Origin of the sequence: Acinetobacter stercoris (assembly GCF_900323515.1) — a bacterium.
GTDB classification, from domain to species: domain Bacteria; phylum Pseudomonadota; class Gammaproteobacteria; order Pseudomonadales; family Moraxellaceae; genus Acinetobacter; species Acinetobacter stercoris.
This window is the reverse complement of the sequence record NZ_OOGT01000021.1, coordinates 1-23683: the sequence shown is the minus strand read 5'-3', so window position 1 is coordinate 23683 and position 23683 is coordinate 1. Positions and strand designations below refer to the sequence as shown.

Annotated in this window: 25 protein-coding genes; 15 read left to right on the top strand and 10 right to left on the bottom strand. The window is 38.8% G+C overall.

Going from position 1 to position 23683, the window contains the following annotated elements:
• Window positions 1-31 precede the first annotated feature (31 nt).
• Entirely contained in the window at window positions 32-1030 is a 999-nt protein-coding gene (locus KPC_RS03855; RefSeq protein ID WP_121973099.1) for a hypothetical protein, read from the top strand.
• A gap of 45 nt (window positions 1031-1075) precedes the next feature.
• On the opposite strand, the gene KPC_RS03850 is transcribed toward KPC_RS03855, so the two are convergent.
• The gene (locus tag KPC_RS03850; protein WP_121973098.1) at window positions 1076-1942 is read right to left on the bottom strand and encodes a peptidase; all 867 of its coding nucleotides are present in this window, start codon (window positions 1940-1942) and stop codon (window positions 1076-1078) included.
• Window positions 1943-2010: 68 nt separating this feature from the next.
• Window positions 2011-2757: an SDR family oxidoreductase gene (locus KPC_RS03845; RefSeq protein ID WP_121973097.1), complete on the bottom strand. Its 747-nt coding sequence runs from the start codon at window positions 2755-2757 to the stop codon at window positions 2011-2013.
• A gap of 151 nt (window positions 2758-2908) precedes the next feature.
• Here KPC_RS03845 and KPC_RS03840 point away from each other — a divergent pair, with 151 nt between their 5' ends.
• The 4 genes from KPC_RS03840 to KPC_RS03820 all read left to right on the top strand — a co-directional run bounded on the left by KPC_RS03840 (window position 2909) and on the right by KPC_RS03820 (window position 7521).
• Entirely contained in the window at window positions 2909-3250 is a 342-nt protein-coding gene (locus KPC_RS03840; protein WP_121973096.1) for a winged helix-turn-helix transcriptional regulator, read from the top strand.
• 112 nt (window positions 3251-3362) lie between these two features.
• A complete protein-coding gene (locus tag KPC_RS03835; RefSeq protein WP_121973095.1) occupies window positions 3363-3812 on the top strand; it encodes an ammonium transporter in 450 nt (149 codons plus the stop codon).
• Window positions 3813-3845: 33 nt separating this feature from the next.
• The gene (topA, locus tag KPC_RS03830) at window positions 3846-6482 is read left to right on the top strand and encodes a type I DNA topoisomerase (protein WP_121973094.1); all 2637 of its coding nucleotides are present in this window, start codon (window positions 3846-3848) and stop codon (window positions 6480-6482) included.
• Between the two features lie 469 nt (window positions 6483-6951).
• Entirely contained in the window at window positions 6952-7521 is a 570-nt protein-coding gene (locus KPC_RS03820) for an HdeD family acid-resistance protein (protein WP_121973092.1), read from the top strand.
• A gap of 53 nt (window positions 7522-7574) precedes the next feature.
• On the opposite strand, the gene KPC_RS03815 is transcribed toward KPC_RS03820, so the two are convergent.
• Window positions 7575-8033 carry a carboxymuconolactone decarboxylase family protein gene (locus KPC_RS03815; protein ID WP_121973091.1) on the bottom strand — a complete coding sequence of 153 codons (459 nt, stop codon included), beginning with the start codon at window positions 8031-8033 and terminating at the stop codon, window positions 7575-7577.
• 91 nt (window positions 8034-8124) lie between these two features.
• Here KPC_RS03815 and KPC_RS03810 point away from each other — a divergent pair, with 91 nt between their 5' ends.
• From KPC_RS03810 to KPC_RS03800, 3 genes are all read left to right on the top strand, one after another.
• Window positions 8125-9267: a glycerate kinase family protein gene (locus KPC_RS03810; protein WP_121973090.1), complete on the top strand. Its 1143-nt coding sequence runs from the start codon at window positions 8125-8127 to the stop codon at window positions 9265-9267.
• 95 nt (window positions 9268-9362) lie between these two features.
• Window positions 9363-11354, top strand: coding sequence for an ATP-dependent helicase (locus tag KPC_RS03805; protein WP_121973089.1), 1992 nt, complete (start codon window positions 9363-9365; stop codon window positions 11352-11354).
• An 80-nt stretch (window positions 11355-11434) separates the two neighbouring features.
• Window positions 11435-11677, top strand: coding sequence for an RNA recognition motif domain-containing protein (locus KPC_RS03800; protein ID WP_121973088.1), 243 nt, complete (start codon window positions 11435-11437; stop codon window positions 11675-11677).
• Between the two features lie 70 nt (window positions 11678-11747).
• Here KPC_RS03800 and tcuC read toward each other — a convergent pair whose 3' ends face one another.
• On the bottom strand, window positions 11748-13046 hold the full coding sequence (tcuC, locus tag KPC_RS03795; protein ID WP_121973087.1) for an MFS transporter: 1299 nt from the start codon (window positions 13044-13046) through the stop codon (window positions 11748-11750).
• Window positions 13047-13389: 343 nt separating this feature from the next.
• On the opposite strand from tcuC, the gene KPC_RS03790 reads away from it, so the two are divergent.
• Both KPC_RS03790 and KPC_RS03785 read left to right on the top strand, forming a co-directional pair.
• Entirely contained in the window at window positions 13390-13893 is a 504-nt protein-coding gene (locus KPC_RS03790) for a DUF6586 family protein (RefSeq protein ID WP_121973086.1), read from the top strand.
• A 106-nt stretch (window positions 13894-13999) separates the two neighbouring features.
• Window positions 14000-14278: a hypothetical protein gene (locus KPC_RS03785; protein ID WP_121973085.1), complete on the top strand. Its 279-nt coding sequence runs from the start codon at window positions 14000-14002 to the stop codon at window positions 14276-14278.
• A gap of 51 nt (window positions 14279-14329) precedes the next feature.
• Here the strand turns inward: KPC_RS03785 and KPC_RS03780 are convergent, their stop codons facing one another.
• The 4 genes from KPC_RS03780 to KPC_RS03765 form a co-directional block, all read right to left on the bottom strand.
• Entirely contained in the window at window positions 14330-16048 is a 1719-nt protein-coding gene (locus KPC_RS03780) for a cation:proton antiporter (RefSeq protein WP_121973084.1), read from the bottom strand.
• 160 nt (window positions 16049-16208) lie between these two features.
• Complete coding sequence (rpmG, locus tag KPC_RS03775) at window positions 16209-16364, bottom strand: 50S ribosomal protein L33 (RefSeq protein WP_121973083.1); 156 nt, start codon at window positions 16362-16364, stop codon at window positions 16209-16211.
• Window positions 16365-16376: 12 nt separating this feature from the next.
• Entirely contained in the window at window positions 16377-16613 is a 237-nt protein-coding gene (rpmB, locus tag KPC_RS03770; RefSeq protein WP_000048256.1) for a 50S ribosomal protein L28, read from the bottom strand.
• A gap of 164 nt (window positions 16614-16777) precedes the next feature.
• On the bottom strand, window positions 16778-18226 hold the full coding sequence (locus KPC_RS03765; RefSeq protein ID WP_121973082.1) for a coniferyl aldehyde dehydrogenase: 1449 nt from the start codon (window positions 18224-18226) through the stop codon (window positions 16778-16780).
• Window positions 18227-18343: 117 nt separating this feature from the next.
• On the opposite strand from KPC_RS03765, the gene KPC_RS03760 reads away from it, so the two are divergent.
• From KPC_RS03760 to KPC_RS03740, 5 genes are all read left to right on the top strand, one after another.
• Window positions 18344-19033: a TetR/AcrR family transcriptional regulator gene (locus KPC_RS03760; RefSeq protein ID WP_121973081.1), complete on the top strand. Its 690-nt coding sequence runs from the start codon at window positions 18344-18346 to the stop codon at window positions 19031-19033.
• 87 nt (window positions 19034-19120) lie between these two features.
• A complete protein-coding gene (gene purU, locus KPC_RS03755) occupies window positions 19121-19987 on the top strand; it encodes a formyltetrahydrofolate deformylase (RefSeq protein WP_121973080.1) in 867 nt (288 codons plus the stop codon).
• Between the two features lie 219 nt (window positions 19988-20206).
• Window positions 20207-20998 (top strand): energy transducer TonB family protein, encoded by a 792-nt coding sequence (locus KPC_RS03750; protein ID WP_121973079.1) that lies wholly within the window; start codon window positions 20207-20209, stop codon window positions 20996-20998.
• 18 nt (window positions 20999-21016) lie between these two features.
• A complete protein-coding gene (locus KPC_RS03745; RefSeq protein ID WP_121973078.1) occupies window positions 21017-21640 on the top strand; it encodes a MotA/TolQ/ExbB proton channel family protein in 624 nt (207 codons plus the stop codon).
• Complete coding sequence (locus tag KPC_RS03740; RefSeq protein ID WP_121973077.1) at window positions 21640-22044, top strand: ExbD/TolR family protein; 405 nt, start codon at window positions 21640-21642, stop codon at window positions 22042-22044. Before KPC_RS03745 ends, KPC_RS03740 begins: the two co-directional genes overlap by 1 nt.
• Window positions 22045-22299: 255 nt before the next feature.
• Here the strand turns inward: KPC_RS03740 and msrA are convergent, their stop codons facing one another.
• Both msrA and KPC_RS03730 read right to left on the bottom strand, forming a co-directional pair.
• On the bottom strand, window positions 22300-22821 hold the full coding sequence (msrA, locus tag KPC_RS03735; RefSeq protein WP_121973076.1) for a peptide-methionine (S)-S-oxide reductase MsrA: 522 nt from the start codon (window positions 22819-22821) through the stop codon (window positions 22300-22302).
• Window positions 22822-22967: 146 nt separating this feature from the next.
• Entirely contained in the window at window positions 22968-23426 is a 459-nt protein-coding gene (locus tag KPC_RS03730; RefSeq protein WP_121973075.1) for an META domain-containing protein, read from the bottom strand.
• Window positions 23427-23683 lie beyond the last annotated feature (257 nt).

Sequence of the window (23683 nt, the reverse complement as noted above, 5' to 3'; positions counted from 1 at the left end):
GTACCAATATAGAATGATTCTTGTTTAGATTATGGACAATAAAGTAGCTTTATTTGATCTTGAAAATAATATGCCGACTGCACAACAGATTCGGGATATTGTCGAGCATTATCCAACGCTTTATGTGTTCAACGCTCAAGGACAGTTTAACTTTCCATTAGCAGATCTCACTGAGCTCGCGAGCTGGATCAGTTCAGGGCAATTGATTGTACTGGATACGCCCACAGCACAGAAAAAAGAATGTGAATATGCTGTCATTGTTGGGCAGCTAATGGCTTTATTAGAACCAGAAACTCATATTGAGGTTATTTCTGCAAGGGATGAGATCGAGATATTGATACAGTTAATGCGTGGCTCTGGATTACAGTGTCATTTGATCCGTGTATCAACAGAACATAATCCAGATAAGCAACGTTTTCCTGATATAGAAACAATAAAAAATAAACCTTATTTGCAATTGGTTAAAAAATATTGTGATGCTTTAGCAAAAATGTCTGGAAAACCAAATACGGTTGAAAAGCTTCGTAATTCTATTGCCAATATTTTGAAGATTATTCCTGAGAATGCACAACGTCTAATAGGTACTTTGATTAATTTAAAAATTGTGAAGCGTGAAGATGAACAGGTATCCTATCGTAAAAAAGTATTAAAAAAATGGGCTGATCTGAATCTTGACTTAGATGATTCTTCACATGATAAAGTTTATGAAGTCGATGATTTATTAACTAAAATTCAACAAGATTCAAAACAGGTTTTATCTGAAATTGAACAGAATGATTCTGTTGAAAATATTCAAAATCATTTGTTTAGGAATTTCTCCAGCATTGATCCTGTGCAAATGGAAGTGATCCAGAAACTGGATGAACTAAAAGCTGAAAAACCAAAGGATATATATGCTTTACGTGATTTGCTTGAGAGAATGTTCCCGCAAACAGATGTACGTTTATTGCTCAAGGAATTGATTGAAAAGGGGTATATCTATTGGAATGGTCATGATGTTGTTTATAGTCATGAAATGTTTTTACACTAAAATTCAAGTTAAAAAGGCTGTGAATATGACCACAGCCTTTATTATTTAACTACCTAGTTTTCCATAATATTGCCGATCGGTGAAATATAAAACAATGGTCTTTGGGTTTTGGGACTGGTAAGGATAAAATAATTCGTAATAGCCATCTTTAGCTTTAAACAGAGCTTGCTTTGAATTATGTTTAAAGACTTCATCCAGATACTGCTTTTCATCCAGATCAAGTGTTTGTATATAGCGCTTTTTATCGACTGAAATTTTGCTATTGGTTTCTGTTGTAATAGCATTATTGGCGGCCAATTCTGGCTCAACAGGAATGGCATTATAATGCTCGTTATCTACTTCGATAAAATATTCTTTACCAAAGCCTAAATAAACTGGATTACCTTGAATTTGATCAGGAACAATAACTTTGACTTGATTAAACGATGTATCCAGAAGACTCAATGTTTCCAGGTTCTTACTTGCTTGTTTTATATAGCTTTCATTAAACTGATAATTGGTCAACTGCTGGATTTGTCTAGGTTGTGTCTGAATCATGTTTTTGACGGATTGTTCAAAAATGTCTCGTTTTTTCTTGGATGTTAAATAGTCTCCACTAAAAATAAGAATCGTGATGAGGGGGAAGACAGCTAACAGCATGATGATAATTTTTCGAGTACTCCGGTCGTTTTTAACCTCATCATTTCGTTCAGCAATACGTGTCAGATTAAACATAATATTTAACATCAGTGCGCCAGCCATCAGGGCAATAATCCCCAAGATGCTCATGGCAAAAGTATTGGTCATATATTCACGGAAAACTTTAAGACCAAATACCTGAATCAAAACAAAGGTAAAGACCCAGTAAATTAAAAGCACTATAGAAACTAACCCAATAATATTACTTATTTTTACTAAAAATTTTGCGTTCATTTTTATAATATATTCAATAAAAAATATTATCTTGCCCTGAAAAACGGTCTAGAGCAAGAGAATGCAGATTATAGGTTGGCAACCCCGCCATCAACCAAGAGTTCAGTCCCGACAACAAATCTTGATTCATCAGAAGCTAGATAAATCAAGGCATTGGCAATTTCGGATGCTTCTGCAAAACGGCCAATTGGAACAAGTGCTTTAATTTGTTGTTTGAGTTGAGCCTTTTCTACATCGGTTGTTGCAATTTTATCCAGTGCAGGCGTAAAAGTTGGACCTGGAGAAAGGAGGTTAAAACGAATGTTTTTACTTAATAATTCACGTGATAAGGTTTTTACCAAAGAGCGCAAAGCAATTTTTGAAGCTGCATAGACGCTGCTTTGTTCAAGAGCGATGTGAATACTGGTGGAACCACATAAAATCACAGAACATCCTTGGTTTAGTATAGGTAATGCGGCTTGAATAAAGAAAAAAGGTCCTTTCAGATTGGTATTGATCAATAGATCAAAATTTTGTTCATCCCATTCTTCCAGGTGGGCATGGGATACATTGCCTGCGTTTAAAAAAACGGCATCCAGATTGATATTTTGCTCTTGTAGCGTTTGTATAAGTGTCTTTTGAGCACTGATGTTAGCACTATCATGAACCAAACCGAGTGTTTGCTTTGGGTAGCGTTGTTGAATTTCTTGAACGCTTGTAGCATGACGGGCGGTAAATACAACGAAAGCGCCTTGTTCAATACATTTTTTTAGGCTTGCTAGACCTATACCGCTGGTTGCTCCGGTAATAAAAATGGTTTTATCTTGCAATCGCATGATTTTACTCTTTTTCAAAAATTAGACAGCTTCAATATGCTGTTTTTAGTGTGAATAAAACAGTAGTTTCCATTTGCATACTTGGTCGTGATATGGTTGGAAATGTGATGAGATGTGCTTCAATAATTTGTAATTTTATGTAGAGAAATTTATGAACCAGACATCATATGAACAAGATTGTTCGATTATGCGTTTTGTCGGAATTTTTTCTGGGAAATGGATTTTACCCATCGCTTTTCATTTGATTGAAAAACAAGCACCAGTCCGATTTGGTGAGTTACAGAAAGCACTTGCACCGATTACGCAAAAAGAACTTTCCAAGCATTTGAAAATTCTTGAAAAACATCAACTCATTACTAAAAAAGTCTATGCTGAAGTTCCTCCAAAAGTTGAATACCAGATCAGTGATTTGGGACGTACATTAAAAGATCCTATCTATCATTTAGGTGCCTGGATGGAAATATATGAAGATAAAATCAGACAAATTGATTAAGAATGAATCATATAAATTAAACTAAAATATGTTAATTATCTGCACCAATAATTTAAAACTTGCGTTTTGTATTCAGCTTATGCAACCCTAATATAGAAAGGTAAGGTGATTTATGGAACATGCAGGTATTTGGGTCGCAGGCATAATTATTGTTTTTGTGCTTGGGTCTATTTTTGGGTTACGTGTCAGCCCGAGAGAAAAAGCGTTGGGATTGATGCGTGAAAAAGCCCGTAAAATGGCATTGCATCCACGTTTGGTGGTTGCCCCAGATTGGACACATGTTCCTATGGCAACTTCAGATCGTGCCAGTATGGTTGCCTATTATAGTGTGCTTATTTCTGATGCACGTCTACCTTTAATGCGAGCACGAGTTGAAGACCAAGTCCTTAAAGTTGTTCAGGGGGATGCGAAATTTAATGATTTGCCCATTGCATTAAAAGGTATTTATGCTATTGATATGCAAGCAAACTGCGTCGGCATTTACTGGGATGAAGAAACAGACCTGCGTGCGACGCAACTTGATGATATGAAAGCATATTTACTTTCTCTGGCTGAAATTTGATTTATTTACAAACTATAGGAATAACGGTTCATTATGGCGAAAGCTCCTCGGTCCACATCCAAAAGCACAGCTTCAGCAAGTGAGGCTGGCACTAAACGCGCTTTAGTGATTGTGGAGTCGCCTGCAAAAGCGAAAACCATTAATAAATACTTAGGTTCACAATATATCGTGAAATCTTCAGTGGGGCATGTTCGTGATTTGCCTACGGGTGGTTCTAAAAGTACAGAAAAAAAACCAGCAACCCGTACCAAATTGACGGAGGCACAAAAGGCAGAAAAAGCACAGTCTGCCTTGATCAATCGGATGGGGGTTGATCCCGAACACGATTGGAAAGCTAAATATGAAATTTTGCCAGGCAAAGAACACGTTGTTGCTGAACTGAAAAAGCTTGCTTCGCAGGTTGACGAGGTCTATCTCGCAACCGATCTGGATCGTGAAGGGGAAGCAATTGCCTGGCATTTAAAAGAAGTCATTGGTGGTGATGAATCCCGTTACCAGCGTGTGGTATTTAATGAAATTACCAAAAATGCCATTCAGGAAGCATTTAAACATCCATCTCGTTTAGATACGGATAAAGTCAACGCTCAACAGGCTCGTCGATTCTTGGACCGTGTTGTCGGCTTTATGATCTCACCATTGCTTTGGGAGAAAATTGCACGTGGTCTTTCAGCAGGTCGTGTGCAATCTGTTGCTGTTAAACTGGTTGTAGAGCGTGAACGCGAAATCCGTGCGTTTATACCAGAAGAATATTGGCAAGTTTTTGCAGATACCAAAGCGACAAAAGATGATATTCGTCTTGAAGCTGTGAAGCAAAATGGCAAGACGTTAAAGTTAAAAAATAAAGCAGAAACTGATGCTTTATTGAATATTTTAAAAGATGCAGCATATAAAGTTGCCAACCGTGAAGATAAGCCAACCAAGGTTAATCCTAGCGCACCATATATCACGTCAACATTGCAACAGGCTGCAAGTACTCGACTTGGTTTTTCTGTAAAGAAAACCATGATGCTTGCCCAGCGTTTGTATGAGGCTGGTTTTATTACCTATATGCGTACTGACTCAACATTTTTGAGTGATGATGCAGTCAATATGGTACGTAATCATATTGAAACTGAATATGGTGCTAAATATCTTCCTGCAAAAGCAAACCGTTACGGTAACAAAGCCAATGCTCAAGAAGCCCATGAGGCGATTCGTCCATCTAACGTGGCTTTGAAAGGTGATAGTTTAGTTGGTGTAGAACGTGATGCCCAGCGTTTGTATGATTTGATCTGGCGTCAGTTTGTTGCTTGTCAAATGACACCGGCAGAATATTTATCATCGACGATTCTGGTTGATGCAAATGGCGTAGAACTAAAGGCCAAAGGTCGTACACTGGTATTTGACGGTTTTACCAAAGTTCGTGGTCAAAACAAATCTGATGATGATGTGTTGCTTCCAGCAGTTAAAGTCGGTGAAATTTTAAAACTTGAGAAGCTCGATCCATCACAACATTTTACTAAGCCTCCAGCACGTTTTACTGAAGCATCATTAGTGAAAGAGCTTGAAAAACGGGGTATTGGTCGTCCTTCGACATATGCAGCGATTATTTCAACCATTCAAGATCGTGGTTATGTAAAACTTGAAAACCGCCGTCTTTTTGCCGAGAAGATGGGTGAAATTGTCACCGACCGTCTGGATGAAAGTTTCAATAACCTGATGAATTATGACTTTACTGCTGATCTTGAAGGACAGCTGGATAAGGTTGCGGAAGGGCATCGTAACTGGAAAGAGTTACTTGACAGCTTTTATGGTGATTTCAAAAAACGCTTGACTACAGCACAAGGTGAGTCAGGTATGCGCCGTAATTTGCCTGTAGAAGTGGCTGCTGTGCATTGTCCGTTATGTTCACGTCCGATGCAGATTCGGACAGGGACTACAGGTGTGTTCTTGGGATGTTCTGGTTATAACCTGCCTCCAAAAGAGCGTTGTAAAGGCACTCTAAATCTGACACCAGTCGAATCGCTTGCTGCACTTTCAGATGATGAGGGTGTTGAAACTGCTGATTTGATGGCGAAGAAACGTTGTCCTAAATGTGGGACTGCGATGGACAGTTATGTGATAGATGGCGGTCGCAAATTACATATCTGTGGTAACAATCCAGATTGTGATGGTTTTGAGCTGGAAGAAGGTGAGTTTAAAATCAAGGGCTATGATGGTCCAACCATTCCTTGCGATAAATGTGGCAGTGAAATGCAACTCAAAAATGGTCGTTTTGGACCATACTTTGCCTGCACAAACTGTGACAATACCCGTAAAGTTTTAAAGAATGGCCAACCAGCTCCGCCACGTGTAGATCCAATTAAAATGGAGCACTTGCGTTCAACCAAGCATGATGACTTTTTTGTACTTCGTGATGGTGCAGCAGGTTTATTCCTTGCAGCTAGTAAGTTTCCAAAAATCCGTGAAACACGTGCACCTAAAGTTGCAGAGATCCGTACTGTTGCTGATCAGCTTGATCCAAAATACAAATTCTTGCTGGATGCACCAGATGCAGATCCAGAAGGCAACCCGACTTTGATCAAGTTTAGTCGTAAAAATCAGGCACAGTACATCGGCTCGGAAACAGCAGAAGGGAAACAGACGAAATGGAGTCTGGTCTATCAGGATGGAAAATGGGTTGAAGGTTAATCTCTCATTGAAAATAGAATGTCAGCTACGGCTGGCATTTTTTATTCTGCTTAAACTAATTCCAGTATTTGTAGAGTTTTGTAAGCTAAATCAGACTGTTATTCTAAATTTAGACCATGTTGAATATAAGTGGTGCAGTTTGTCTGAGGCAAAGGAACCCGTTGTATTTGGAAATCAAAAAAATTATATGATTATTTATGGGAAAATTTTGTTCTAAAACAACCCAGGAAATTATTGAAAATCCAATAGATATCTACAAGCAGTAACTCATTCTAGTTTTAGATGCGGGTGCTATTTTCCTGTTGGATTACTCAAAAGTGAGTAGTATTGTGGATAAAACAAACTTTATCCACATTTCATTTAATGATTACTGTGAATATGAGATATATAGATGCAGTTTTAATACAGACAAATTGATCAATTGGTTCAAAAATAAAAACAATCTTTATAAAAAAGAAGAGCAACGACTATGAGAACAGTGGGTAATGACTTGGTTCGTCATCAATTACATGAAAATCGCAAATGGTATTTGTTACTCGGTGCATTATTGATCATCTTTGGTGTTGTATTACTAGCCTCTCTTGGTATGGCAACTTTATCAGTGGTTTTCTTATTTGGAATCCTGATGATGGTTGGTGGAGTACTGCACATCGTTGCAGCATTTAAAATCTTTGATGGAGGTTATCGCTGGTTATGGGCGATATTTGGTGTACTGTATTTGATTGCAGGATACTATGCCTTTACTGCGCCTGTACAAACGGCTGTCGTCTTAACCAGTTTATTAGCAATTGCCCTGATCATTGGCGGGATTATCCGCATTATCAATGCATTTATGTTTAAACCGCTTCCAGGCTGGGGTTGGACACTTTTTTCGGGGTTATTGACGTTACTCACCGGGATATTAATTATTGCTTCGCCGACGTCTCCATTCTGGGTCTTGGGAATGTTTTTAGGAATAGATATCCTATTTCAAGGGATAAACTATTTAACTCTTGCTGCTGCGATACGTAATATTCCGCCAAGTTCAGCAGATGTATAAAGTTAATGTTTAAGAGCGCATACTGCGCTCTTTTTTATGCTGACTTGCAAGTTTTAAGTTTGATCCGGAGCAACTTTATAGTGACTGGCTATTGCGATTCTATTCCATGAATTAATGACGATCGCGAGCCATTCTATTGCTGCAATTTCTTCAGAAGATAGTTGTTCTGCTGAAGTTTGGTAATGTGCTTCTGGAAAATGTTGAATTGGCAGTAAAGTGATTTCTTCGATCAACTGCAAAGCAGCCTGTTCTTTTGGGGTGAAATATTCTGTTTCTCTCCATGCATCCAACAGTACAACCCGATCAATGGTTTCTCCTGTTTTTAATGCATCATGTGTATGCATACGGATGCAAAATGCACATTGATTAATTTGAGACGCTCTAAGTTTAAGTAAATGGGCAAATCCTTCGGCAATTTTTGCTTGCTTCACTCTTTGCATTGCCAGATTGTCAAGCTCGGCAACCGTTTTATAAAGTTCAGGCGCAGCCTTACTTAAGTTTACTCTATCCATGACACTGTCCTATAAGATGTTGCTAAACAGTTTAAACTGTGGCGCTTTTAAGCTATGTTAATTTTCAAATATTTTTACAAGAAAGTAGACAATGACGAAAACTTTTGTTCTTGCACCAGATTCATTTAAAGAAAGTATGACTGCAGAACACGCATGCCATGCAATGCAATCAGGTATCCAAAAGGTTTTTCCTGATGCCCGTTTTTTCCATATCCCTATGGCAGATGGTGGTGAGGGTACGGTAGATGCACTAGTTGCAGCGAGACAAGGGGAAAAAGTTTTTATAGAAGTGACAGGCCCCACAGTTTCGCAAAGAATAAATGCCTATTTCGGTTTAATCGATGCAGGGAAAACAGCTGTTATTGAAATGGCGATTGCCAACGGAATCCATCTATTAGCACCAGAAAAACGTAACCCTTTGATGACTACAACTTTAGGGACAGGTGAATTGATCAAGGCCGCGTTAGATCATGGTGTATCAAAAATTATCATTGGAATCGGGGGAAGCGTTACCAATGATGCAGGAGCAGGTATGGTACAGGCTCTAGGTGTAAAATTTGTAAATCAGCAAGGTGATGTCGCTGTTATAGGTGGTGGTCAGCTTGACCAGATTCAGCAGATCGACATTTCAGGTCTGGATAAAAGATTGGCAAATACTGAAATCATGATTGCCTGTGACGTGACCAATCCCTTGACTGGTGAACATGGTGCATCGACTGTATTTGGTCCGCAAAAGGGTGCAACCCCTGAAATGGTTGAAATATTGGATCGAAATCTAAAGCATTTTGCAGATATAGTGAAAAAGCAACTTAAAATCGATTATGAGCATGTTTCAGGTGCTGGTGCGGCAGGTGGTCTGGGTTTTGGTTTAATGAGCTTTACAGGAGCAAATATGCGTTCTGGTGTTGATATTGTAATAGAAGAAACGCATCTGGCAGATTATATTGCTCAGGCTGACTATGTTTTTACTGGTGAAGGCGGAATTGACTTTCAAACCGGGTTCGGGAAAACGCCTTATGGTGTCGCCAAAATTGCCAAGCAATTTGGGAAACCAGTATTTGCATTTGCTGGATATATTGGTGAGGGAATTGAGGAATTATATCCTGAAGGCTTTAGTGCAATCTTTGGGATTATGGACAAGCCCTGTGATTTAAATGAAGCTTTAGAACATGGGGCTAAAAACTTGCAAAGAAGTAGTGAAAATGTGGCTAGGGTTTTGAGATCAGGTTTATAACTAATACGTCAAATGATGACTGCCAATAACCAGAAAAATATGTTGAACCTGTTGAGTCTGTTAAACTAACGTTACCTTAAAGCAGATTCGAGATTATGAGTTTAAATACCCTGATTGATGAGTTAAACCCTCAGCAAAAACAAGCCGCAACAACAGATGCTCAGCATTGTCTGGTACTTGCAGGTGCAGGGTGTGGGAAAACTAAAACCATAGTGGCTCGTGCAGCTTATCTGATCGCTAATGGTACTCCTGCGAATCAGATTCAGATTTTGACATTTACTCGTCGTTCAGCCAGTGAAATCGTGGCTCGTGTTGAGCTGGCACTTGGCGAACAGGCAAGGGGATTACGCGCTTCGACATTTCATACATTTTGTATGTTTTTATTGCGCCGTGCGCCTAAAGCGTTTGGTCTGGAAAGCTTTTCAATCATAGATCGTGATGATCAACTGATGTTATTTCGTTTGATACGGGGTAAAGATGACAAGAAAAATCCAAATGCATTACCCAAACCACAACAGTTATGTGATCTTTATTCATTTGCCCGAAATACACGTCAAAAACTGAGTATTGCTTTAGAAAAACAACATCCGGAATTTCTGGAATACAAAGACCAGATTGCTGAAATCATGAAAGAGTATGAAAGTCGCAAAAGAACGAGAGCTTTTCTGGACTATGACGATATTCTGGCGGTAGTCGCTTCAGCATTGGCTCAATCCGAGGGACTGGTCGATTATGTTTCCAGGCTTTGTCAGCACATGTTAGTTGATGAAATGCAAGATACCAATCCTTTGCAGTGGGCACTTCTGGAACCATTAAAAGATAAGATTAATTTGTTCTGTGTTGGGGATGATGCGCAATCGATTTATGGATTTCGTGGTGCAGATTTTGAAAATATTCACCATTTTAAAGAGCGTGTTGCTGATGCACAAATCTTAAAACTGGAGAAAAATTATCGTTCTACTCAAGAGATTTTAGACCTTTCCAATTGGCTTTTGGATAATAGTCCGATCAACTATGACAAACATTTGCAGGCTTATCGTGGTGATGGAATAAAGCCACGGATGCATGTGTTCCCGAATGAGTTTGATGAAGCCAAGTGGATAGCAATCGATATAAAAGAGCGTCATTTGCTTGACGGTGCACCATGGCATGATCATATGGTATTAGTGCGTTCAAGTTTTGCTGCGAGGCATATTGAGGCCGCATTTATACAAGCCAACGTTCCCTATCGTTTTATCGGTGGCATGAAGCTTCTTGAGACTGCGCATGTAAAAGATTTGCTGAGTTTGTTGCGAGTGATTGCCAATCCTCTGGATGATATTGCCTGGATGCGATTTTTAACGCTGTGGAATGGGGTTGGGGATGTTGGTGCAAGTAAATTATCTCAGCAGTTATTGGCAGAAGTTGAATTTGACCCTATCTTTAACAAGCTGGAAAAGTTTGGGCGTATTCCAGAAAATTCAATCCTGATCATGAAACAGATGCAGGTATTGAAAGAGCATGTTGAAGCTTGTGTCAATCTGGCGATTGAAGCATTAAAGGATCAGCTGGAACAAAACTATGCCAAAAAAGACTGGTCAAAACGCTTAAGTGATTTTGATCTGGTCAAGCAGTTGGCTGCCAAACATAATCAGCTCAGCGAATTTTTAGAAGAATATGTCCTTGATCCGATTTCCATCAGTGAGATAGAGCGTCAGGAGCAGGATGATGTGGTCACACTAATTACGATTCATTCAGCAAAAGGGACGGAACAGAAAGTGTGTTATGTTGCCAATGTTTCTCCTGGACAATACCCAAATGCACGGGCACATGGTAATTTTGATGAAGTTGAAGAAGAACGGCGTGTACTTTATGTCGCACTGACACGTGCACAAAATGAGCTGATTTTAACCAAGCAAAATTTACATCAATGGGCGACTGATCAATATGATGAACAAGGTCGGAAAATCGAAACCTATTTTCTACATGATCTGACTCGTCAACTTTGTATCACTGAAACGCATTACAAACAGCGTGAGCAGACGGTAAAAAGTGCATTAATCGAACGTCAGTCAATAAACTTAGATTTTGGTATAGATCTGGATTAAACTAACACATTGCATTCGACATTTTATCTAAAACGTGAATGTTTGCTTTTAAATGATTTTGCCTCATATAAGGTTCCAAGATGAAAATTTTAGTGCGTAACTTAGAACGTTCTTTGACAGAAGATGAGTTACTTGAATTATTTAAACCTTATGGTCACATTGACTCATGTACCATTGTTTTAGACCAGGAAACAGGTAAATCCAAAGGCTTTGGTTTTGTGGAAATGAGTAATCCTAAAAATGCTGTAAAAGCGATTAAAGGATTAAATACTTTAAAAGTAAAAGGCATCGGTATTCGTGTAAAAGCAGTAGAAGACAAGTAGTCATTTTGGAAAAAGAAACCCCGAAAATATCGGGGTTTTTTATTGTGAAAAGGCAATACAAGATAAATTTTTAATTTGATCTGGTATCAAAGTTTTTAGTCGGGTGCTTGGAAATATGGAAGACATATAATGTTGCACATAAACCTAAAAAGGCTGCCAGCATTAACCAGAATGCAGGTGTACTTTTATTACCACTAGATTCGACTAAAAATGTTGCCATTAATGGAGTCAAACCTCCAAAAACAGATGTCGCCAAACTATAGGCCAGAGAGAAGCCTGATGTACGGACTTCACGTGGCATGATTTCTGTTAATGATGGAATCATTGCCCCGTTGTATAAACCATAAAGTAATGATAACCATAATAGGGTAATGAGTAAGTGCACTAAGCTAATGCTATGAGTGAGCCAGCTGAGTATAGGGTAGGCAGTGATAAGCATTAAGGCTGTGGTCAATAGCAAAACTGGTTTACGTCCAAAACGATCGGAAAAATGACCTCCAATTGGAAGGAAAATAAAGTTGGATATGCCGACAATGACCGTTGCCAATAAACTTTGTGAAGTTGTTAACTGTAATACTTCTTTTCCATAAGTGGGGGTATAGACAGTAATGAAGTAAAACATGGTTGTTGTTGTCGCAACAAGAAACATGCCTGTCAATACAATTTTCCAGTTTAGGGCTAGGGTTGTTAATATCTGTGATGTTGTCGGATGTTCTTTACGCGATGCAAAATCTTCGGTTTCTTTTAAATTGCTTCTTAAGAAGAAAATGAGTGGAATAATTAGGCATCCAATAAAAAAGGGTATACGCCATGCCCAGTCAGCAACCTGTTGTACTGTAAAAATTTGGTTGACGGCATACCCCAGGATTGCTGCAAAAACAACTGCGACTTGTTGACTGGCTGATTGCCAACTGGTTATAAAACCTCGATTGTGTTCATTTGCGATTTCAGCCAGATATACCGAAACGCCTCCAAGTTCGACACCTGCTGAAAATCCTTGAGCTAAACGTCCCACAAAGATCAGAAAAGCAGCGAGCATTCCTATACTGTTGTAGCTTGGTGTAAAGGAAATGATCAAAGAACCAAAAGCCATGATACTTAATGTCAGCATTAAGCCTTTTCGCCTTCCAATACGGTCCACATATGGACCCAGCACTAAAGCGCCAATTGGACGCATGAGGAAACTGACTGCAAAAATCAGAAAGGTTTTCATCAGGGCAGCATAGGTGCTATCAGAGTGAAAAAAAGTTTCTCCTATTGCTTTAGCATAAAATCCGAATAGGAAAAAATCATATTGCTCTAAAAAATTACCACTTGTAACATTGATAATGCTACGAAAACGGGAGACTGGTTGAGTTGATTCTGTCATTGAAATGCGGCTCCGATCCATTGAAAAGCATTGTTATTCACCATCACTAATGTCTGAGGATGAGTTGGATAACTTATCGGTCAAGGCAAAAGGATTCATTTGCTGTGATTTAAATCAAAATATGTGACCGAAGTCTAAAAACTGAAACTGAAATTTTTATTAACAATAAGAAAATTAATTTTAAAAATTTTAAATAAAATCATGGTGTTATTTATTTATTGAATGGTGGGTTGTCGCTCATTTTTTTAGTAAATCTTAAGCTGTATTTTTTTAGAAAAAGCATTACCATAAGTAAAGGAAATTTTAGCTGTAAAAGCATTCTATGCTGAATTAGGAATCATTTATGTCCCGCGTTGCCCGTTATCATGCTGACCGTACCAATCAGAAACTTTATTTTGCGCGTCTAGCGTGTCAGCAAGCTGAACAGACAGATCATATCCAGCAAGTACAGGCATTCCGTGAGACTGCCGTATTTCATTTACATGGTGCTGTTCTGGCTTTTTTGCAGGAGTTGGTACGTTATTATCGTTTAAATGATTTTCAACCTACTTTAAAGTCGATTGAAGATAATATGGCTGCAAAAGGGCAGATTTCTCCTGAAATTTCAGTGTTACAACAGTTAGCCAGAGACGGGTTTATTGCAGAGCTCAAACGTGCGTATAGAATGTGTCAATATGCACCTGAGCCGAAGGAACCTGCTCCTGAAGATGAAACCTCTTCAAATTTAATTATAAAAGTGACACAAGGTCCTCAATCTTGGCTGCCTGATGTAAAAATTTTACGTGAATGGCATCGTGATTTAACTCAGTTGATTGATGGCTTTAGAAATGAAATGGTGGAGTTTTAATCTTTAATTGACGATTGAAGCTTGAAATTTAGGCATTGATGACCATATATAGAATAAATGCAAAGTGTTTTAACTCTTTGTCACCTGAATTGGGCATGGAGGTTATATGTCTATAGAACAGTTGAAAGAACTATTTGGTAACCAAGAAGCGATTCTCGAGTTGGTTCAGCTTGAAGGTGGCGAATTGGCGCTTCGTAATGCAGGTTCAGAAAAGCAGCCTTTGGTTACGATTCAATTTAATGATGAAGTTAAAGCACTCTTGGGTGATCAGACTGCAACAATTGCTCAGCATATGATTCAGGCAGCGCTTTTTGGTTTGCTTGAAAAACAGATGAATCAGTGGCAGGCAGAAGTTGTAGAAGAAGAGCCTAAATTTATGAGTTAACTTGGAATTCATAAAAAAACGCACAATATTGTGCGTTTTTTTATGAATAGTTTAGTGTGTCGGTGCATGATGGTGAGCAATCTGGATTTGATTCAAGATATGGTTGCTCATGTTCTTTGCCATTTCCTCTTTTGCATAATACACCTCTCCAATATCATCAGCACGGATGACTTCAGCTTCTTCTTTGCTTGTTGCGCAAATAAGAATCTGAATTTTCGGATTTAATAATTTTGCTGTATCCACAATTTTATGAATATCCAGAATATCCATTGGAGAAATGACCAAAAGCCTTGCATGCTGAATATGTGCCTGAATCAAAACACCTGGTTCTGTTGCACGGCCAGAAACGGCTGCGATTCCTTTTTCCCGTAAGTCTTCTACAATTTCACGATTTTCTTCTGCAATCACAACCTTGATGCCATCTGCCATTAAGGTCCGGGTAATACGCCGACCGACTTCACCATGTCCAACGATAACCACCTGATCCCGTAAATAATCCTGATCGACTTCATCAGGTAACATGGCAAGAGGATCACCACTGCGTTCAAGTAAACGTGCCAAATGTGAACGTTCCCGAATCCAGTTTTGTACGGGTTCAATTGCTGAAAATACAAATGAATTTAAAGTAATGGAAAATAATGCCCCAGCTAAAATCAGGTTTTGTCCTTCACTGGTCATCAAGCCAATAGAAACACCTAAAGTTGCTAATATAAACGAGAATTCACCAATTTGGGCAAGGCTCGCACCAACCGTCAATGCTGTATTAAGTGGATAACGGAAAAATAAAACCAGTGCCATTGCTGCCAATGTTTTACCAATCATGATAATGGCGATTACTGCCAAAATATGAAGGGGTTGTTCTACGATAATACGGGCATCAAAGAGCATGCCAACCGAGACAAAGAACAAAATTGAAAAAATTTCACGAAGTGGTAATGTTTCAGTTTCTGCGCGATGGCTAAAGTCGGATTCTTTAACGACCATTCCTGCAAAGAATGCCCCAAGTGCCATGGATACCCCAAATATTGCATATGAGCCATAAGCAATAGATACCGCAGCAGCGACTACCGTGAGTGTAAATAACTCTCGTGATCCAAGTCGGGCAACAAATTGCATGATCATTGGGACTAGGCGTTTACCAATAATCAGCATGAATGCGATGAAACCCGCAACTTTAAGTAAAGTTAGACCAATGGTAAGCCAGATATTCTGATCACTGCCATGATTTTCTATCGGATGTCCACCAAGTAAAACGGCTGTTGCTGGAAGCAGGACCAAAACCAGAACCATGACCAGATCTTCAACTAGCAGCCAGCCAACGGCAATTTTACCATTTACGGAATCAAGTAATCCTCGATCTCCAAGCGCTTTTAAAAGTACGACTGTACTGGCACAGGATAGACAAAGACCAAATACTAAAGCTTGCCCAAAGCTCCACCCCCATAACATTGAAACACTTAGACCTAAAAGTGTTGCAACGGCTATTTGTAAAATTGCACCAGGAAGGGCGATACGTCTTACTTGCAATAAATCATTTAAAGAAAAATGCATCCCTACGCCAAACATGAGAAACATGACCCCAAGTTCAGCAAGTTGATTTGCAAGGGTAATATCGGCCTCTAGACCGGGAGTATTGGGACTAATGATAATGCCTGCAATGAGGTAGCCTATGAGTGGAGGAAGGCGTAGACGAGCTGCGATATAGCCAAATACAAGTGCTATACCAAATCCTGCAGCTAATAAAATAATCAAATCTACATCATGCGGCACTTAACGCTCCTTAAAAAAGTTGAGGAGAAAAATTGAAAGCATTAAAAATGCCAATGAAGTGGAATAAGGGAACAATTCCTAAACAAATTTTAACAAGTAGCAGAAAAAAAAAGCAAAAAAAACGACGCTAAATGGCGCCGTTTTTTTAAGAAAACTAAAATTATTTGATTTTAGCTTCTTTGAATACTACGTGTTGACGGATTTTTGGATCAAATTTTTTGATTTCCATTTTTTCCGGCATAGTACGTTTGTTCTTAGTGGTAGTATAGAAATAACCTGTACCAGCAGAAGAAACTAGGCGGATCTTATCACGCATTGTACTGACTCCTTAGATCTTTTGACCTTGAGCACGAAGATCAGCAACAACCTTTTCAATGCCCAATTTGTCGATAATACGCATACCTTTAGTGGTTAAACGAAGACGTACAAAACGTTTTTCGCTTTCTAACCAGAAACGGTGGTGGTGCAGGTTCGGCTCGAACCGGCGCTTAGTTTTGTTGTTGGCGTGTGAGACGTTGTTACCAACGACTGGACGCTTGCCGGTAACTTGGCAAACCTTAGACATGGTGTAACTCCATTGATTTAGCCAACAGCAAATCTGTATGGCCAGTCAAAAATAAACGGATGAATTCATTCAAGGGGCGTTTTATACCAAAAATCCGATTAAAAGACAAGCGGAATCGGTTAAAACGAGGCATGACTTTGTGTGATAGATCATGCCTTGATCAGTTAGCGAAGAAAGGTTTTCTCAATAAATTTGTGAATCGGTTTGTTAAATGGCGGCATGATGAATTTTAAGCTAAAGAACTTAGGAATTGACATCACGGAACGTTCATGTGAAAAACCAAAGAAACCTTCTGGGCCATGATATTTACCCATGCCTGAAGCACCAACGCCACCAAATGGCAGGTCGTCCTGTGCAACGTGGGTTAAAACAGCATTTTGACCAAAATGTCCTGAATGAGTTCGCTCAGAGACATATTGTGCCCGAGCATCATCAAAGTCGAAGTAGTATAACGCAAGTGGACGTGGTCGGTCATTAATAAAGTCAATGACATCGTCAATTTGATCATATTCCATGATTGGTAGCACTGGACCGAAGATTTCATTCTTCATAATGTCCATTGCTGTCGTAATCCCTGTGAGTATGGTAGGAGCAATTTTACGGATTGAGCTTAATTCTTCATTTTTAGGATTGATTTCAATCAGTTTAGCCCCTTGATTTTGTGCATCCTCAAGATAACCCTGCAGACGATTGTACTGTTTGTCATTAATAATAGATGTGTAGTCTGGATTATCTGCTAAAGATGGGTACATCGTACTCACAATATTTTTATAATTTTCGATAAATGTGGCTGTTGTACCTTTTGGCAGGAACATATAGTCGGGCGCTACACAGGTTTGACCTGCATTCCATAGCTTACCAAAAGCTATGCGTTGGGCTACATCTTTTAAGTCACTTGATGGATGAACAACTACTGGAGATTTTCCACCGAGTTCAAGAACAACAGGAACCAGATTTTCTGCTGCTGCTGCCATGACGGTTTTGCCAACATTGGTTGAACCCGTAAATATGATCTTATCAAAAGCTAAGTGGCTAAAGGCATCGGAAATAATCCCTCCACCTGTTACTACAGCAACGAGTTCTTGAGGAAAGGCTTCTGATAAAAGATTTTCAAGAATATGTCCAAAACGTGGGGATGAACTTGAAATTTTGATCATGGCATGATTACCTGCTGCCAATGCACAAATCAGTGGACCGACAGATAATAAAAGCGGGTAATTCCATGGTGCAATGATACCAATAACGCCTAGAGGTTGATATTGAACCCATGCTTTAGCAGGCTGATGCAGCATTCCAATATGACGTTTTGATGGTTTCATCCAATTGGTCAAATGCTTGCTATAATATTTGATCTGTTCTAGACAGGTCATTAATTCGCCGATTTTGGTTTCACCCACAGCGCGGTTGCCATAATCCTGGCTAATTGCTTCGGCGATTTGATCTTGGTATTTTACTAAGACTTTTTTAAGTCTGGCCAAACGGTCAATCCGTTCTTTTGCCGTAGGCATTTGAAAACGCTGATAAGCCAGTTTCTGTTGTTCTAATAGATCATGCAGATGCTGAACCTCAGGAGCATACGGAGTCATTGAATTTGTTTTTGTTTGACTATTCATGACAACTACCTGTAAGAATTAAGTGGACACAAACTATATTTTTAGAGTAATTACTCTAATTAGTCAAGTCGCTTTGTGTTAGCTCAAATTTTCCATTCATTCAATATGGTTCCAAGGATGTCAAATTCCAAAACTTTGAAAACGAAAGATCGCATCTTGCAAATCAGTTTACAATTGTTCAATGAGCGTGGAGAACGTTCAGTGACAACAAACCATATTGCAGCAGAGCTAGGTATCAGTCCTGGAAATCTGTATTACCATTTTCGCAATAAACAGGAAATCATCAAGGAGTTGATGGAGCAGTATCAAAAAGAAACGTTGGATATGCTGGCACTACCTGATGACCGTGAAGTCAATGCTAATGATAAGATCCATTATTTTCAGGTATTGAGTGGTCAACTATGGGAATATCGCTTTTTACATCGTGATGTCTATCATCTGGTTGAAAATAATGATGATTTTAGAAAGGTTTATCCACGATTTGCTGGCAAGGTCATGCAGCAGGGGCAGAAAATTTATCAAGCTTTTGTTGATGCCGGATTGATGCAAATGACGCCCTCCGAGATCGAAGCTTTAATTATTAATATCTGGATCGTGTTGACCAACTGGACTAACTTCTTATATATGTCTGGACATTTGAGTGATTCAAATCATCTTGAAGAAAAGTGGGTCTGGCAGGCTTTACGGCAAATGGTTTTTCTGGAAGGGGCATATTTGCGTGGAGAAAGTCGTGAGACTTATGAGAGATTGCTGGAAAGTTTTGGCTCATCAGAGCTATTTGCCAGTCTTTCTTCTAAACACGAATAAATTATTGAGAAGAAGTTTTGAAAGCAGCTAAAAAGGCGTTAGAATACTCGGCTGTTTTTTAGTTAACGTATAGTGATATCAATCAACATGAACATGATTACTGCCAATACAGCACGGTTACTGATTACTTGTGAAGACAAGCCTGGTATCGTGCAAGCTGTATCGAGCTTTTTGTATCATCAAGGAGCAAATATTACTGCGCTTGATCAATATGCAACCGAAGCTCATGGTGGGCGTTATTTTATGCGTGTTGAGTTTGAACTTGAGCATTTACAAGAGCGAAAGGAAACCTTACTACAGACTTTTGAGTCTAATGTTGCAACGCGCTATGACATGCATTGGCGTATGTCTTTGGTGAGTGATACTAAAAAAGTGGGGATTCTGGTTTCTAAAGTTGACCATGCCTTGCTTGAGCTTTTATGGCGTCATTCACGTGGTGGATTGCCATGTGAAATTACCAAGGTTGTGTCAAATCATGAAGATTTGCGTGAAGCAGTTGAAAACTTTGGGATTCCTTTTGAAGTCGTACCTGTTAATAAAGAAAACAAACGTGATGCCTATGCAAAAATTGACGAGTTGATGCAAGGTAATGATTTACTTGTTCTTGCTCGTTATATGCAGATTTTGGATGAAGAATTTGTAGCAAAATGGGAAATGAAAGTGATCAATATCCATCACTCATTCTTGCCAGCATTTGTTGGTGCAAATCCCTATAAACAAGCCTATGAAAAAGGTGTGAAACTTATTGGTGCTACAGCCCATTATGTTACGGCTGATCTGGATCAGGGGCCGATTATTGAACAAGATGTTGAACGTGTGAGCCATGATTTTACTGTCGATCAGCTGCGTGAACTTGGACAAGATGTTGAACGAAATGTCTTGGCTCGTGCAGTCAAGTGGCATTTAGAAGATCGTATTATTGTAGATGGACATAAAACAGTAGTTTTCCAATAAATAGCTATTCTGGCTTGATAAAAAGGATGTGTATACATCCTTTTTTTATATTTCTCATATAAAAAAACAATAAAAACCACAGAAATAATAGTTGCAAATGAAAACACTTCTCATTTATTATTGCATTACTTTAATTGTACTAACCGATAACGTCTATTCGAAAAAAGCATTGTATATTGCTTGTCAGAATAGATTTTAGTTTCAGGTATTCAGATTCATATGGGTCATTCTTCCGCAGCGTTTCAAAATCCAAATCCGATGAAGAAAAAAGTCATTGCAGCTATTGTTGCGGTGGTTATAGCTCATGTCGGAGTTCTTTGGTCTCTTAGTTATCTGAAAGTTGCCGAGCTAAAAAAAATCGAGAAAAAGCCAGTACAAGTTAAATTTGTTAAGATTACAGAGGATATTCCACCGCCTCCACCTCCAGCAACACCTGTTAAACCAAAGGTGAAACCTGTAGAAAAACCAGTGGAAAAAAAGGTTGAACCTGTTGTAAAACCTAAAGTGATTGCTCAAAAAACGCCTGTGATCGAGAAAAAAGTCATTCATCAAGATGATACTCAGGAAAAGTTGAAACAAGAGCAACAACGTCTACTCGATGAACAAAAGCGCCAAGAGCAACTTAAACAGGAACAGGCTCTGAGAGAGCAGCAGGCGCGTGAACAGGCGGCAAGAGAGCAAGCAGCACGTGATCAGGCTGCCAGAGATGCGGCAGCACAAAGAGCTAAACCACGTACTCTAAGTGCAGGAGAAATTTCATGGAAAAGAAAGCCACAATTGAATTTCTCTAACAAAGATCTTGGTGGCAGTAATAAAAGTGTTTCTGTCAATATTGAGGCAGATGCATCAGGCAAGATCACTGACGTGAAAATTTTAAAATCAACAGGTATGCCTGCACTTGATGAAAAAGTCTTACGTGCAGTACGTAATGCAAAATTTAAAGCTTCTAACGATGGTAGTGCAATGCGTGCAATACTACCATTGGAATTAGCAATAAACCCTAACGGCTAACATTTCAGGAGTTCGAGTATGAACTTTTCAGTTTATTGGCAGCATGCTGATGCAGTAAGTAAATCACTGTATTTTGTGCTATTGGCGATGTCGATCGCAACATGGACGATCTTCATTTTGCGTTTGCTTGGTACTCGCCAGCTTAAACAGATTGCGAATGCTCAACTTTCTACAGCGATATCTAAGCTGAAAACCAAATTGGCACCACTAGGTTTTGAACAGCGTAAGGCAGTTGCAGAGCAGGCACTTCTTCGTCAGATCAATATTGAAAAGGCATCTGCGGAAAAAGGTGTAGCTGTTTTGGGTACGCTTGCGTCTATTGCTCCATTTGTTGGTTTATTTGGTACTGTTTGGGGTATTTTTCATGCACTTGTTGCCGTTGGTAAAAGTGGTCAGGCGGGACTTGCTCAGGTTGCAACACCTGTAGGTGAAGCTTTGATCATGACAGGTTTAGGTCTGGCAGTGGCGATCCCTGCTGTACTTGCTTATAACATCTGTGTGCGTTTTAACCGTACCCTTGCAAATGAATTACAAGATAAAGCGCACGGTTTATTAATCGATACGATGTTGCAACAGGACTCTAGCGTAAAAAAGTCTGAAGATGTTGCAACTGAACAAAGTTATGTTGGAGGTCAGGCTTAATGGCTTTTCAATTGGGAGATGACAACGATTCTGGTATGAATGAGATGAACCTCATTCCGCTAATCGATATTATGTTGGTATTGATGATCATCTTTTTGGTGACAGCAACCGTTGCAAACCCATCAATACCATTAACTTTACCAAAAACGACTGCTGAGATTGTAACACCACCACCTAAAGCGATTAGTATTAGTATCAATGCAAAAGGTGAAGTGGCGTGGAATAGTGAAATTATCACTTTGGATGAGTTGCAAAAACGCTTCAATGAAGCAGGGCAAAGTCCAGAAAAACCTGCTGTTGAATTACGCGCTGATAAAGATGCACGATATGACACAGTAGCTCAGGTAATGTCTCGTGCCAGCGAAGCCGGGCTGAACGATCTTGCCTTTATGAGTGATAATTGATTTTCCAAAATCCTCCTTCAAAGGGGGATTTTTTTTATCTTGATAATATTTGATTGACTTTGCTAAGGTTCTAGAGACAACCCTGAATGAGTCCAATGTATTACTTTGGATGAAATACAAGGCGAAGCAGGGCAAAGCATTTTCAATGCTATCGCTGTAAGATGAGTTTATGTGAAAATAGCTACAGCTCTTTGTGCTTTGTAGTCTAAGTAATCTAAACCTCTTGTTGTTGCAGTCATGGATTTTCTACGAATCCTAATCTTTTAGTAAATCCTGAAATTTATTTCTCAGTTTCATTAACTTGGGGGGAATAGCAAAATTGCAATACCCTTGGGATGGATTACGTGCGAAGAAGTTTTGGTGATATTCTTCAGCTGAATAAAATGTTGGTGCAGGGCTAAGTTCAGTAACAATGTTTAAGCCATCTGCTTTGAGTATTTCTATTTGCTGTTCTGATTGTTGTTTTTGTTCATCATTAAAATAGTAAATAACAGAACGATACTGAGTACCAACATCATTTCCTTGACGATTAAGTGTCGTTGGATCATGTGTAGTAAAGAAAACATCAAGTAATTGTTTGAAACTAATCTGACTTTCGTCAAAGTCAATTAAAACGACTTCTGCATGATTGGTATCACCATTACAGATTTCCTCGTAACTTGGATTTACTGTTCGTCCACCCGCATAGCCGCTAGTGACTTTTTGTACGCCCTTGAGTTGAAGGAAAACAGCTTCTACACACCAGAAGCACCCCCCACCGAATAATGCTTGTTGCATAAATTCACCCTATGTAGTTGATTTGAATATAGTATATTTTATTTATGAATTATCCATGTAAGTTTTGTCAAACCCATGTAAAAAAGCCTGAATGTATCAGGCTTTTGATTATAAACTTATTAGAATACATAACTATATAGAATGGTTTAACGAGGCTGTACAGTTGCTTCAAATTGTAAAAGTAGCTGACCTTGTCTATCTAAAAATTTCAAAGTATGCCCAGAGGCACGGAAAGATGTAACTTTAGATAGCGCATTATTAAAACGGATCGTGAGTTGTTGGTTGTTATGACACATCATTTTAGTGCCAGCACTAGGTCCGATCTGTATATTTTGACCATTTATCTGATATGTTCCCATGATGCGGTTACAACCATCGAAGCCACTAAATCGCATGTGAGTTTGATCAAATTGCATGCTAGGCATTTTATGTCCAGATTCAGGACGAAATTCTAGAGCTCCTATATGGGTTAAGTTCCATGTACGATGATGTAAAAGGCTTGCTCCTTGCTCTGATCTAGATGGAAAAGATCGGATATTGTCCGTACACCCTAATATCATAAAAACTGAGGTGATTAAGGTGATATTTAATAAATGCTTCACCATAATTGTCTCATTTAAAAAAAGTGAGAATAATATTTAAGCAATTTTTACGGCAAAAATATAGCGTAATTTTGTAATAACTATTTGAATAAAATAAATTTTTTTGTTTATTTTTTATGAATTAAAACGAATATTTTAATTTTTTTGTGATGAAAAATACAGTTTTAATCTGCTCGGGAAACAGACAGTATGCAAATTTAAATAATAGAATTATTTTAAATATATTGAAAATTAATGGAAACTAAAATGTAGGTCAATGC

What these genes read in the sequence shown, in the direction of transcription:
- KPC_RS03855 (WP_121973099.1), top strand. Translation starts at nt 32, where the DNA reads ATGGACAATAAAGTAGCTTTATTTGATCTTGAAAATAATATGCCGACT.
- KPC_RS03850 (WP_121973098.1), bottom strand. Translation starts at nt 1,942, where the DNA reads ATGAACGCAAAATTTTTAGTAAAAATAAGTAATATTATTGGGTTAGTT.
- KPC_RS03845 (WP_121973097.1), bottom strand. Translation starts at nt 2,757, where the DNA reads ATGCGATTGCAAGATAAAACCATTTTTATTACCGGAGCAACCAGCGGT.
- KPC_RS03840 (WP_121973096.1), top strand. Translation starts at nt 2,909, where the DNA reads ATGAACCAGACATCATATGAACAAGATTGTTCGATTATGCGTTTTGTC.
- KPC_RS03835 (WP_121973095.1), top strand. Translation starts at nt 3,363, where the DNA reads ATGGAACATGCAGGTATTTGGGTCGCAGGCATAATTATTGTTTTTGTG.
- topA (WP_121973094.1), top strand. Translation starts at nt 3,846, where the DNA reads ATGGCGAAAGCTCCTCGGTCCACATCCAAAAGCACAGCTTCAGCAAGT.
- KPC_RS03820 (WP_121973092.1), top strand. Translation starts at nt 6,952, where the DNA reads ATGAGAACAGTGGGTAATGACTTGGTTCGTCATCAATTACATGAAAAT.
- KPC_RS03815 (WP_121973091.1), bottom strand. Translation starts at nt 8,033, where the DNA reads ATGGATAGAGTAAACTTAAGTAAGGCTGCGCCTGAACTTTATAAAACG.
- KPC_RS03810 (WP_121973090.1), top strand. Translation starts at nt 8,125, where the DNA reads ATGACGAAAACTTTTGTTCTTGCACCAGATTCATTTAAAGAAAGTATG.
- KPC_RS03805 (WP_121973089.1), top strand. Translation starts at nt 9,363, where the DNA reads ATGAGTTTAAATACCCTGATTGATGAGTTAAACCCTCAGCAAAAACAA.
- KPC_RS03800 (WP_121973088.1), top strand. Translation starts at nt 11,435, where the DNA reads ATGAAAATTTTAGTGCGTAACTTAGAACGTTCTTTGACAGAAGATGAG.
- tcuC (WP_121973087.1), bottom strand. Translation starts at nt 13,046, where the DNA reads ATGACAGAATCAACTCAACCAGTCTCCCGTTTTCGTAGCATTATCAAT.
- KPC_RS03790 (WP_121973086.1), top strand. Translation starts at nt 13,390, where the DNA reads ATGTCCCGCGTTGCCCGTTATCATGCTGACCGTACCAATCAGAAACTT.
- KPC_RS03785 (WP_121973085.1), top strand. Translation starts at nt 14,000, where the DNA reads ATGTCTATAGAACAGTTGAAAGAACTATTTGGTAACCAAGAAGCGATT.
- rpmG (WP_121973083.1), bottom strand. Translation starts at nt 16,364, where the DNA reads ATGCGTGATAAGATCCGCCTAGTTTCTTCTGCTGGTACAGGTTATTTC.
- rpmB (WP_000048256.1), bottom strand. Translation starts at nt 16,613, where the DNA reads ATGTCTAAGGTTTGCCAAGTTACCGGCAAGCGTCCAGTCGTTGGTAAC.
- KPC_RS03765 (WP_121973082.1), bottom strand. Translation starts at nt 18,226, where the DNA reads ATGAATAGTCAAACAAAAACAAATTCAATGACTCCGTATGCTCCTGAG.
- KPC_RS03760 (WP_121973081.1), top strand. Translation starts at nt 18,344, where the DNA reads ATGTCAAATTCCAAAACTTTGAAAACGAAAGATCGCATCTTGCAAATC.
- purU (WP_121973080.1), top strand. Translation starts at nt 19,121, where the DNA reads ATGAACATGATTACTGCCAATACAGCACGGTTACTGATTACTTGTGAA.
- KPC_RS03750 (WP_121973079.1), top strand. Translation starts at nt 20,207, where the DNA reads ATGGGTCATTCTTCCGCAGCGTTTCAAAATCCAAATCCGATGAAGAAA.
- KPC_RS03745 (WP_121973078.1), top strand. Translation starts at nt 21,017, where the DNA reads ATGAACTTTTCAGTTTATTGGCAGCATGCTGATGCAGTAAGTAAATCA.
- KPC_RS03740 (WP_121973077.1), top strand. Translation starts at nt 21,640, where the DNA reads ATGGCTTTTCAATTGGGAGATGACAACGATTCTGGTATGAATGAGATG.
- msrA (WP_121973076.1), bottom strand. Translation starts at nt 22,821, where the DNA reads ATGCAACAAGCATTATTCGGTGGGGGGTGCTTCTGGTGTGTAGAAGCT.
- KPC_RS03730 (WP_121973075.1), bottom strand. Translation starts at nt 23,426, where the DNA reads ATGGTGAAGCATTTATTAAATATCACCTTAATCACCTCAGTTTTTATG.